11 protein-coding genes and 3 tRNA genes are annotated in these 10,171 nt (G+C 49.4%); all 14 read left to right on the plus strand.

Annotated elements, in window-relative coordinates; all coding sequences use genetic code 11:
* Position 1 precedes the first annotated feature (1 nt).
* The 14 genes from RN22_RS03480 to RN22_RS03545 all read left to right on the plus strand — a co-directional run bounded on the left by RN22_RS03480 (position 2) and on the right by RN22_RS03545 (position 10,120).
* Complete coding sequence (locus tag RN22_RS03480) at positions 2–895, plus strand: ParB/RepB/Spo0J family partition protein (protein WP_046303094.1); 894 nt, start codon at positions 2–4, stop codon at positions 893–895.
* Between the two features lie 179 nt (positions 896–1,074).
* Positions 1,075–1,464 carry a F0F1 ATP synthase subunit I gene (locus RN22_RS03485; protein WP_046303095.1) on the plus strand — a complete coding sequence of 130 codons (390 nt, stop codon included), beginning with the start codon at positions 1,075–1,077 and terminating at the stop codon, positions 1,462–1,464.
* A gap of 8 nt (positions 1,465–1,472) precedes the next feature.
* Positions 1,473–2,276: a F0F1 ATP synthase subunit A gene (gene atpB, locus RN22_RS03490; RefSeq protein ID WP_002540796.1), complete on the plus strand. Its 804-nt coding sequence runs from the start codon at positions 1,473–1,475 to the stop codon at positions 2,274–2,276.
* A gap of 73 nt (positions 2,277–2,349) precedes the next feature.
* Positions 2,350–2,604, plus strand: a complete 255-nt coding sequence (gene atpE / locus RN22_RS03495; protein WP_002540812.1) for a F0F1 ATP synthase subunit C — start codon at positions 2,350–2,352, stop codon at positions 2,602–2,604.
* A 49-nt stretch (positions 2,605–2,653) separates the two neighbouring features.
* The gene (atpF, locus tag RN22_RS03500) at positions 2,654–3,124 is read left to right on the plus strand and encodes a F0F1 ATP synthase subunit B (protein ID WP_002540813.1); all 471 of its coding nucleotides are present in this window, start codon (positions 2,654–2,656) and stop codon (positions 3,122–3,124) included.
* A gap of 15 nt (positions 3,125–3,139) precedes the next feature.
* Positions 3,140–3,673: a F0F1 ATP synthase subunit delta gene (atpH, locus tag RN22_RS03505; protein ID WP_002540814.1), complete on the plus strand. Its 534-nt coding sequence runs from the start codon at positions 3,140–3,142 to the stop codon at positions 3,671–3,673.
* A gap of 16 nt (positions 3,674–3,689) precedes the next feature.
* Positions 3,690–5,231: a F0F1 ATP synthase subunit alpha gene (gene atpA, locus RN22_RS03510; protein ID WP_046303096.1), complete on the plus strand. Its 1,542-nt coding sequence runs from the start codon at positions 3,690–3,692 to the stop codon at positions 5,229–5,231.
* 45 nt (positions 5,232–5,276) lie between these two features.
* Positions 5,277–6,143 carry a F0F1 ATP synthase subunit gamma gene (atpG, locus tag RN22_RS03515; protein ID WP_046303097.1) on the plus strand — a complete coding sequence of 289 codons (867 nt, stop codon included), beginning with the start codon at positions 5,277–5,279 and terminating at the stop codon, positions 6,141–6,143.
* Positions 6,144–6,178: 35 nt separating this feature from the next.
* Positions 6,179–7,582, plus strand: coding sequence for a F0F1 ATP synthase subunit beta (gene atpD, locus RN22_RS03520; RefSeq protein ID WP_002540817.1), 1,404 nt, complete (start codon positions 6,179–6,181; stop codon positions 7,580–7,582).
* A gap of 18 nt (positions 7,583–7,600) precedes the next feature.
* Positions 7,601–8,023: a F0F1 ATP synthase subunit epsilon gene (locus RN22_RS03525; RefSeq protein ID WP_046303098.1), complete on the plus strand. Its 423-nt coding sequence runs from the start codon at positions 7,601–7,603 to the stop codon at positions 8,021–8,023.
* 330 nt (positions 8,024–8,353) lie between these two features.
* The gene (gene glmU / locus RN22_RS03530; RefSeq protein ID WP_046303099.1) at positions 8,354–9,715 is read left to right on the plus strand and encodes a bifunctional UDP-N-acetylglucosamine diphosphorylase/glucosamine-1-phosphate N-acetyltransferase GlmU; all 1,362 of its coding nucleotides are present in this window, start codon (positions 8,354–8,356) and stop codon (positions 9,713–9,715) included.
* Between the two features lie 125 nt (positions 9,716–9,840).
* Positions 9,841–9,915: transfer RNA gene (locus tag RN22_RS03535), tRNA-Gln, on the plus strand.
* A 5-nt stretch (positions 9,916–9,920) separates the two neighbouring features.
* Positions 9,921–9,997 (plus strand) — tRNA-Arg (locus RN22_RS03540).
* A gap of 38 nt (positions 9,998–10,035) precedes the next feature.
* Positions 10,036–10,120 (plus strand) — tRNA-Leu (locus RN22_RS03545).
* Positions 10,121–10,171 lie beyond the last annotated feature (51 nt).

Below are 10,171 nucleotides of genomic sequence, written 5' to 3' on the forward strand. Positions count from 1 at the left end.
AATGAACGCTACCAAACGTGGATTGGGTAAAGGACTCGATGCGCTGTTGGCCACCAGTGCCAGAGCACAAGCGCGTGTCGATCTGAACAACGATACTCAGGAAACCGTGAACAACAGTGAGCTGCAGCATTTGCCATTAACGGCATTGCGTCCCGGTGTGTATCAACCGCGTCAGGATATGGCGCAGGAAGCACTGGAAGAGCTGGCGGAGTCTATCCGCGCACAAGGCGTTATCCAACCTTTGGTCGTGCGTCATCTTGGTGACAAACAGTATGAAATTATCGCTGGTGAGCGCCGCTTTAGAGCGTCAAAAATCGCCGGATTGACCCATGTCCCTTGTTTGGTCCGTGACCTAAATGACAAAGCTGCGAGCGCCATCGCACTGATTGAGAACATCCAGCGTGAAGATCTCAATGCGATGGAAGAAGCTGAAGCGCTGGATCGTCTGGTCCACGACTTCTCACTCACCCACCAACAACTGGCTGAAGCACTGGGCAAATCCCGCACCACCATCAGTAATCTTTTACGATTAAACGGCCTTGAAGCCGGGGTAAAGAAATTGCTGTCTGGACGCCAGTTGGAAATGGGTCATGCACGCGCATTATTGGCATTGGAAGGTGACGCTCAGATCGAAGCAGCACTGGTCTCCGTCAACAAGAAACTCACAGTGAGACAGACCGAAGCGTTGGTGAAAAAATGCCTGACGCCGGCCGTAGAAAAAACACCGGAACCCGTGTCACCGGAATTGACTGCTGTGCAGGATAGGTTGACTTATAAATTAGGCACATCTGTTAGCCTGTCACAAAGTAAAAGTGGCAGTGGTAAATTGGTCATCAGCTTTGATCAAAACGAAAAACTTATGCAAATTCTTGCAATTCTTGGCGAAGAAGTGTGACGTAACGCGTTGGGTTTTTGTTACATATTTTTGCTTACTGTGATCAGGTTACCCTGTTGTAAAATTTAGTCTCCCTTTTTGATGTGATGAGATTGCATTCAAAAGGGCGACCCGTATAATTTTCGCAGTTTTCCCAGCACGACATAGTGCTAAGAGGAAAGGAATCGAGGAACGAATACATGGTATCGACGCTCACGCGACCAGGTCGCAAGCTTGCGAAAAGGTTGCTGCTGTTACAGGCGTGCGTCGTGTTAGCAACGGCAATCTTGATGGTCACCACCATCAATGTCGACTGGGGAATTTCCGCACTCATAGGCGGTGGCATTTTTGTAATTGCCAACGCAGCCTTTGCATTGTGTGCATTCCTCTTTAGTGGAGCGAGAGCTGCAAAGCTCGTTGTAGCATCCTTCTACAGCGGCGAAGTGCTTAAGATTCTACTGACCGTCGCGCTGTTTTCCGTTGTTTACCTGTATGCCGAGGTGGAACTTGTTCCCCTCAAACTGACCTATTTGCTGGTACTTGGAATCAACATCCTTGCACCAGTTTTATTCATTAACAACAACAAATAGGATGAGTTATGGCTGCGCCAGGTGAAGCGCTTACACCCTCCGGTTATATCTCCCACCACTTAACCAACCTGTCTTCGGACAAGCTTGGCTTGGTGGAGGAAGGTAGCTTCTGGTCGGTGCATATTGATAGCCTGTTTTTCTCTATTGCCATCGGTATCGGCTTTCTATGGCTGTTCCGTGCAGTGGCGAAAAAAGCTACAACAGGAGTTCCAGGCAAGCTTCAGTGTTTTGTGGAAATGTTGGTGGAGTTCGTTGATGAAAACGTTCGCGAAACCTTCCATGGAAAGAATCCACTGATCGCGCCTTTGGCTCTGACCATTTTCGTTTGGATATTCCTGATGAATACGATGGACTTGGTTCCTATCGATTTTATTCCTTATCCGGCGGAACAGCTTGGTATTCCTTATATGAAGGTCGTACCAACAGCTGACGTAAATATCACACTGGCAATGGCGCTGGGCGTGTTCTTCTTGATGATTTACTACAGCATCAAGATTAAAGGCCTGGGTGGCTTTGCAAAAGAGCTGGCTCTTCACCCGTTCAATCACCCACTCATGATCCCGTTCAACCTGCTGCTTGAAGTGGTATCGCTGCTGGCGAAACCAATCTCTCTCGGCATGCGTCTGTTCGGTAACATGTTCGCCGGTGAAGTGGTATTTATCCTTATTGCGGCTCTTCTGCCGTGGTGGGCGCAATGGTTGGGTTCATTACCGTGGGCAATCTTCCACATTCTGGTTATTACCATCCAAGCGTTCGTCTTTATGATGTTGACCATTGTGTACCTGTCTCAGGCACATGAAGACTCGCATTAATAAAAGATTTTTAGTAAGCAACTTTGTTCGACCTTCCGGCATATAAGCCGACAACAAGAAACTGGAGATAGTGATGGAAACTTTATTGAGCTTTTCTGCAATTGCCGTTGGCATCATTGTAGGTCTTGCTTCCCTGGGTACAGCGATCGGCTTCGCACTGCTTGGCGGTAAATTCCTTGAGGGTGCTGCTCGTCAACCAGAGATGGCTCCAATGCTGCAAGTTAAGATGTTCATCATTGCAGGTCTTCTGGATGCGGTTCCAATGATCGGTATCGTAATCGCACTGCTGTTCACCTTCGCAAACCCATTCGTTGGTCAGCTGGGTTAAGTCGCCTGATTATACCTGTAGTTAACTATTGGGAGATGGAGAAGCAGTTATGAATATGAACGCTACTCTTATCGGCCAGGCGATCGCGTTTTCCATGTTTGTGTGGTTCTGCATGAAGTATGTATGGCCACCAATCATGCAAGCGATTGAAGAGCGTCAGAAGAAAATTGCTGACGGTCTTGCGGCGGCTGAGCGTGCCGCGAAAGACCTGGATTTGGCCCAGGCTAATGCTTCTGATCAATTGAAAGAAGCAAAGCGCGCTGCAACTGAGATCATCGATTCGGCGAATAAGCGTAAAGCACAAATTCTTGATGAAGCCCGCGAAGAAGCATCTTCTGAGCGTGAAAACATCCTTAACCAAGGAAAGGCTGAACTGGAAGCTGAGCGTAACCGTGCCCGCGATGAACTGCGCAAACAAGTTGCAACTCTGGCCGTAATCGGTGCTGAGAAAATCCTTGAGCGTTCAATCGACGAAAATGCTCATAAAGATATTCTCGATAAAATCACTGCAGAACTTTAAGAAGGAGGGGCAGCTATGTCTGAACTGACTACCATCGCACGCCCCTACGCTAAAGCAGCCTTCGATCTGGCAGTAGAAAAAGGCGAATTGGACCAGTGGTCTGAAATGCTGGCTTTTGCTGCTGAAGTTGCCCGCAATGAAACCATCGCAGACTTTCTCGATGGTTCTTATTCAGCTGAAAAGTTGACTGAGATTTTTCTCTCAGTGTGCGGTGAGCAGCTCAATGAATTCGGCCAGAACCTCGTGAAGGTGATGGCTGAAAACGGACGCTTAAAAGCGTTGCCGGAAGTAACTGTCCAGTTCATGGCACTTCGCCGTGAATTAGAAAAGCAAGTTGACGTCGAGGTCACCTCTGCTGTCGCGCTGGAACAAGCGCAACTGGACGCTATTGAAAGCAAGCTGGAAGCCCGCCTTGAGCGAAAAGTGAAGCTGAACTGTAGTGTAGACGAGACCCTGGTTGCCGGGGTTGTGATTCGAGCTGGAGACTTGATCATCGATAACTCAGTTAGCGGCCGTATGCGCCGTCTGAGCGATGCATTGCAGTCTTGATTTGGGGAATTGGAGCATGCAACTTAATTCCACGGAAATTAGCGATCTGATCAAACAGCGTATTGAAAAATTCAACGTTGTTAGTGAAGCACGCAACGAAGGTACCATCGTGTCAGTCAGCGACGGTATCATTCGCATCCATGGCCTTGCAGATGCTATGCAAGGTGAAATGATTGAACTACCTGGCAACCGTTTCGCACTGGCGCTCAACCTTGAGCGTGACTCTGTAGGTGCGGTTGTTATGGGTCCTTATGCCGACCTTCAGGAAGGCATGAAAGTAACCGGTACTGGTCGTATTCTTGAAGTTCCAGTAGGTCCTGAGCTACTGGGCCGTGTGGTTAACACCCTGGGTGAGCCAATTGACGGTAAAGGTCCTATCAACGCAGCACTGACTTCTCCTGTAGAAGTGATTGCACCTGGCGTAATCGCACGTCAGTCGGTAGACCAGCCAGTACAGACCGGTTACAAAGCAGTTGATGCAATGATCCCAATCGGCCGTGGTCAGCGTGAGCTGGTTATCGGTGACCGTCAGACCGGTAAAACGGCGCTGGCAATCGATGCGATCATTAACCAGAAGAACTCTGGTATCTACTCTATCTATGTTGCTATCGGCCAGAAAGCGTCAACCATCGCTAACGTGGTTCGCAAACTGGAAGAGCACGACGCACTGAAAAACACCATCGTTGTTGTTGCATCTGCTTCTGAAGCAGCGGCACTGCAATACCTTGCGCCTTACGCAGGTTGTGCGATGGGTGAATACTTCCGTGACCGCGGTGAAGATGCGCTGATCGTATACGATGATCTGTCTAAGCAAGCAGTTGCTTACCGTCAGATTTCTCTGTTGCTGCGTCGTCCACCAGGCCGTGAAGCATTCCCAGGTGACGTTTTCTACCTCCACTCTCGTCTGCTGGAGCGTGCTGCGCGTGTTAACGCTGACTACGTTGCTAAGTTCACCAATGGTGAAGTGACTGGTAAAACCGGTTCTTTGACCGCACTGCCAATCATTGAAACCCAAGCGGGTGACGTATCTGCGTTCGTACCAACCAACGTTATCTCGATCACCGACGGTCAGATCTTCTTGCAATCGGAACTGTTTAACGCAGGTATCCGTCCGGCAGTTGACCCAGGTATCTCAGTATCCCGTGTAGGTGGTTCAGCACAGACCAAGATCATCAAGAAGCTGTCTGGTGGTATCCGTACCGCTCTGGCTCAGTACCGTGAACTGGCAGCGTTTGCTCAGTTCTCTTCTGACCTGGACGATGCAACCAAGAAGCAGCTGGATCACGGTCAGAAAGTAACTGAACTGATGAAGCAGAAGCAATACGCACCAATGTCTGTGTTTGAGCAGGGATTGATGATTTTTGCTGCGGAAAAAGGCTACCTGGCAGACGTTGAGCTGACCAAACTGGCTGATTTCGAATCTGCTCTGCTTGCATACGCTAAAGGTACGTTTGCTGAGCTGGTTGCACAGATCGATGAGACTGGCGACTACAACGGCGACATTGAAGCGCAACTGGTTAAGCTGGTTGAAGACTTCAAAGCAACGCAAACCTGGTAATGCGTAGAAGGCCGCTCAGCGGCCTTCTAATAACGGAGAGTAACGATGGCCGGCGCAAAAGAAATTCGTAACAAGATCGGAAGTGTAAAAAGCACGCAGAAGATCACCAAAGCGATGGAAATGGTTGCCGCTTCTAAAATGCGTCGTTCGCAAGACGCCATGGAAGCCTCCCGTCCATACGCGACTACTATGCGCAAAGTGATCGGTCATGTCGCACTTGGTAACCTTGAGTATCGCCATCCATATCTGGAAGAGCGTGAAGCCAAGCGCGTCGGTTACATCATCGTATCTTCAGACCGCGGTCTGTGTGGTGGCCTGAACATCAACCTGTTCAAACGTGCCATCACAGATATGCAGGCTTACAGCCAAAAAGGTGTGGAAGTTGAAACTGCACTGATAGGCGCTAAAGCGACTGCATTCTTTAACAGCTACGGCGGCAACGTATCCGCACAAGTTTCTGGTCTGGGTGACAGCCCATCACTGGAAGATTTGATCGGTACCGTCGGTGTGATGCTGAAGAAATATGATGAAGGCCAACTGGATCGCCTGTATCTGGTTTACAACCAGTTTGTAAACACCATGACGCAGGACCCAGTGATCGATCAATTGCTGCCTTTGCCTAAGTCGGAAGACGAAGAAATGCAGCGCAACCATGCTTGGGACTACATCTATGAGCCTGAGCCAAAACCACTGCTTGATACCCTATTGGTTCGCTATGTTGAATCTCAGGTTTATCAGGGCGTGGTAGAAAACCTCGCGTGTGAACAAGCAGCGCGAATGGTTGCGATGAAGGCTGCAACAGACAATGCAGGGAATCTGATTGATGAACTGCAACTGGTGTATAACAAAGCCCGTCAGGCTGCAATTACCCAAGAGCTGTCGGAGATTGTCTCCGGTGCTGCTGCGGTGTAAGGCAAGGGCCAACGAACTATTTTAGAGGAATAACGATGGCTACAGGTAAGATCGTTCAGATCATCGGTGCGGTAGTCGACGTAGAGTTTCCACAGGAATCTGTGCCACAGGTATATGATGCCCTGAACGTGAAACGTGAAGGCGAGCGTCTGGTGCTGGAAGTTCAGCAGCAGCTTGGTGGTGGTATCGTTCGTACCATCGCAATGGGTTCGTCTGATGGTCTGCGTCGTGGACTGGAAGTAGAAAATACTGGTAGACCGATTGAAGTACCAGTAGGTACTGAGACACTGGGACGTATTATGAACGTTCTGGGTGACTCAATCGATGAGCGTGGCGAAATCGGTGAGAAAGAGCGTTACTCTATCCACCGTGAAGCGCCAAGCTACGAAGACCAATCAAATGCAACCGAACTGCTGGAAACCGGCGTTAAGGTTATCGACTTGGTTTGTCCATTCGCTAAGGGTGGTAAAATCGGTCTGTTCGGTGGTGCAGGTGTAGGTAAGACCGTTAACATGATGGAACTTATCAACAACATCGCACTGCAGCACTCTGGTCTGTCTGTATTCGCAGGTGTTGGTGAGCGTACTCGTGAAGGTAACGACTTCTACTACGAGATGCAGGAAGCGGGCGTTGTAAACGTTGAGAATCCAGCAGAGTCGAAAGTAGCAATGGTTTACGGTCAGATGAACGAGCCACCGGGTAACCGTCTGCGCGTTGCACTGACTGGCCTGACAATGGCTGAGAAGTTCCGTGATGAAGGCCGTGACGTACTGCTGTTCATCGATAATATCTATCGTTACACCCTTGCAGGTACCGAAGTATCGGCACTGCTGGGTCGTATGCCATCTGCGGTAGGTTATCAGCCTACACTGGCAGAAGAGATGGGTGTTCTTCAGGAGCGTATCACCTCGACCAAGAGTGGTTCTATCACATCTGTACAGGCGGTGTACGTACCTGCGGATGACTTGACTGACCCATCTCCAGCAACCACGTTCGCGCACTTGGATGCGACCGTTGTACTTTCACGTAACATCGCTGCACTGGGTCTGTACCCAGCCATCGACCCACTGGATTCGACTTCACGTCAGCTGGATCCACTGGTTATCGGTCAAGAGCACTATGATGTTGCACGTGGTGTGCAGTCTGTACTGCAACGCTACAAAGAGCTGAAAGACATCATCGCCATCTTGGGTATGGATGAACTGTCTGAAGACGACAAGCTGGCAGTAGCCCGTGCACGTAAGATTGAGCGTTTCCTGACTCAGCCTTACCACGTAGCAGAAGTCTTCACAGGCCAACCTGGTGTGTATGTTTCGCTGAAAGAAACCATCACAGGCTTCAAAGGTCTGCTGAACGGTGAGTACGACGATATCCCTGAGCAGGCATTCCTGTACTGTGGTGGTATCGAAGAAGTACTGGAAAAAGCGAAGAACCTGTAATAGCTGGTAGGAGGCGACATGGCAGCGATGACCTTTCATCTGGATGTAGTAAGCGCAGAGAAACAACTGTTCTCTGGTCGAGCTGAAGCCATTCAGGTAACGGGTAGCGAAGGTGAATTGGGTATTTATCCTAGTCACACCCCGCTGCTGACCGCTATCACGCCGGGCATGATCCGCATTACTAAGCAACACGGCCATGAAGAGGTAATATACCTTTCTGGCGGTATGCTGGAAGTGCAGCCAAGCGCAGTGACTGTGCTGGCAGATACCGCAATTCGAGGCGTCGATCTGGATCAGGCTAAGGCAGAAGAAGCGAAGCGCCGTGCAGAGGATCGTATCCTCAACAAACATGGCGATATGGACTTTGCTCAGGCGGCCAGTGATCTGGCCAAGGCGATTGCCCAGCTACGAGTTATCGAGCTGACCAAAAAGGCACGCTAAGTACCAGGCATCACCCAATGACTGAAAGGCGACCGAGAGGTCGCCTTTTTTATATTTGTTTTTCTCGTTTTCCAATCGCCTAATTTTTCAGTCTTTAAACTTTGGCAGAAAAAGACATGTTCAGTTTTTATGAGTTACTTATCAATTAGTTGAAGTTAACTTGTCTGTGTATTTTCTTAAGTGATTATCTGCGAGACATCGCCTGAAAATTGCTACAAGATGACGGAAATTTATGAATTTCTTATTGGTTTGAATCCTGTTTTACAAAGCGAACCGTTACAATAAGCGCCATTATTTGAAGTAGAACCTCAATACCAAGGACAACTCTCCATGAATTTCAGTGCTGTGATTCTGGCTGCGGGGAAGGGAACCCGCATGTACTCCAACCTACCTAAGGTACTGCATACGCTTGCAGGGAAACCTATGGTGAAGCATGTCATAGATACCTGCTCCTCATTGGGTGCAAAAAACCTGCATCTGGTTTATGGCCATGGTGGTGATGCAATGAAAGCAGTACTGGCAGAAGAATCAGTCAATTGGGTACTTCAGGCAGAACAGTTAGGTACAGGCCACGCAGTGAATCAGGCGGCATCTGAGTTTTTGGATGACGAGCAGGTTCTGGTGCTTTACGGTGATGTCCCGCTGATTTCTGAGCAAACCATCGAAAACCTGTTGGATGCTCAGCCAGACGGCGGTATTGCTTTGCTGACTGTGGTACTGGATAAGCCAGCGGGCTATGGACGTATCATTCGCCGTAATGGTCCTGTGGTGGCGATCGTGGAAGATAAAGATGCCACACAAGAGCAAAAGCTTATCAAAGAAATCAACACTGGTGTGATGGTCGCTACCGGACGTGATCTACGCCGTTGGCTGAACGAAGTGAAAAGCGACAACGCACAAGGTGAATACTACCTGACAGATGTGATTGCTATTGCCCACGATGAAGGTCGCGCGGTTGAAGCGGTTCACCCTGAAAGTGCTATTGAAGTGGAAGGCGTCAACAACCGCATTCAGTTGGCTCGTCTTGAACGCGCTTATCAAGCGGCTCAGGCAGAGAAGCTTCTGGAAAGCGGTGTGATGCTCCGCGACCCTGCGCGTTTTGACCTGCGTGGTCAGCTACAGTGTGGCACTGATGTAGAAATTGACGTGAACGTCGTGATTGAAGGTTCAGTCACTTTAGGCGACAAAGTAGTCATCGGTGCAGGCTGTGTATTGATAGATTGTGAAGTCGATGACAACACCGTCGTTCGTCCATACAGCGTGATTGAAGGTGCTTCGGTTGGTGAAGATTGTACCGTGGGCCCGTTTGCGCGCCTGCGTCCAGGGGCAGAGCTGGTGGAAGATGCACATGTGGGTAACTTTGTTGAAGTGAAAAATGCACGTATCGGTAAAGGCTCTAAGGCGAATCACCTGACTTACCTTGGTGATGCTGAAATCGGTGAGCGCGTGAATATCGGTGCAGGTACCATCACCTGTAATTACGACGGCGCGAATAAACACAAGACTGTGATTGAAGATGACGTGTTTGTTGGCTCAGATAGCCAGTTGGTAGCTCCAGTGACTATTAAAAAAGGCGCAACGATTGGTGCAGGTACGACACTGACCAGTAATGTGGAAGAGGGCCAACTCGTTATTACCCGTGCAAAAGCGCGTGCAATTGATGGCTGGAAGAGACCTGTTAAGCAGAAATAGCGCTTGTTATGCATAAAAAAACACCGCAAAAGCGGTGTTTTTTTATTGAAGCGATTAAATCGTCATCAAACGAAAAATAGGGGGTTGACGCTCCTCTGAATCCGCAATATTATACGCGCCTCTGTTGGGGTATCGCCAAGCGGTAAGGCAGCGGCTTTTGATGCCGCCATTCCCTGGTTCGAATCCAGGTACCCCAGCCAACAACGCGTCCGTAGCTCAGCTGGATAGAGTACCTGGCTACGAACCAGGCGGTCGGAGGTTCGAATCCTCCCGGACGCGCCATCTCTTCCTTTCCAGAGGTGAGATGAACAATTAGGCATGCGGAAGTGGCGAAATTGGTAGACGCACCAGATTTAGGTTCTGGCGCCGCAAGGTGTGAGAGTTCAAGTCTCTCCTTCCGCACCATTATTTAAAGATCATGCTTTCGAGCGTGGTTACTGTTGGGGTATCGCCAAG

Origin of the sequence: Grimontia sp. AD028, assembly GCF_000973155.1 — a bacterium.
In the GTDB taxonomy this organism is placed as follows: Bacteria; Pseudomonadota; Gammaproteobacteria; order Enterobacterales; family Vibrionaceae; genus Enterovibrio; species Enterovibrio indicus.

Excerpts from the sequence above, each read along its gene's own strand:
- RN22_RS03480 (WP_046303094.1), top strand. The coding sequence starts at position 2 with ATGAACGCTACCAAACGTGGATTGGGTAAAGGACTCGATGCGCTGTTG.
- RN22_RS03485 (WP_046303095.1), top strand. The coding sequence starts at position 1,075 with ATGGTATCGACGCTCACGCGACCAGGTCGCAAGCTTGCGAAAAGGTTG.
- atpB (WP_002540796.1), top strand. The coding sequence starts at position 1,473 with ATGGCTGCGCCAGGTGAAGCGCTTACACCCTCCGGTTATATCTCCCAC.
- atpE (WP_002540812.1), top strand. The coding sequence starts at position 2,350 with ATGGAAACTTTATTGAGCTTTTCTGCAATTGCCGTTGGCATCATTGTA.
- atpF (WP_002540813.1), top strand. The coding sequence starts at position 2,654 with ATGAATATGAACGCTACTCTTATCGGCCAGGCGATCGCGTTTTCCATG.
- atpH (WP_002540814.1), top strand. The coding sequence starts at position 3,140 with ATGTCTGAACTGACTACCATCGCACGCCCCTACGCTAAAGCAGCCTTC.
- atpA (WP_046303096.1), top strand. The coding sequence starts at position 3,690 with ATGCAACTTAATTCCACGGAAATTAGCGATCTGATCAAACAGCGTATT.
- atpG (WP_046303097.1), top strand. The coding sequence starts at position 5,277 with ATGGCCGGCGCAAAAGAAATTCGTAACAAGATCGGAAGTGTAAAAAGC.
- atpD (WP_002540817.1), top strand. The coding sequence starts at position 6,179 with ATGGCTACAGGTAAGATCGTTCAGATCATCGGTGCGGTAGTCGACGTA.
- RN22_RS03525 (WP_046303098.1), top strand. The coding sequence starts at position 7,601 with ATGGCAGCGATGACCTTTCATCTGGATGTAGTAAGCGCAGAGAAACAA.
- glmU (WP_046303099.1), top strand. The coding sequence starts at position 8,354 with ATGAATTTCAGTGCTGTGATTCTGGCTGCGGGGAAGGGAACCCGCATG.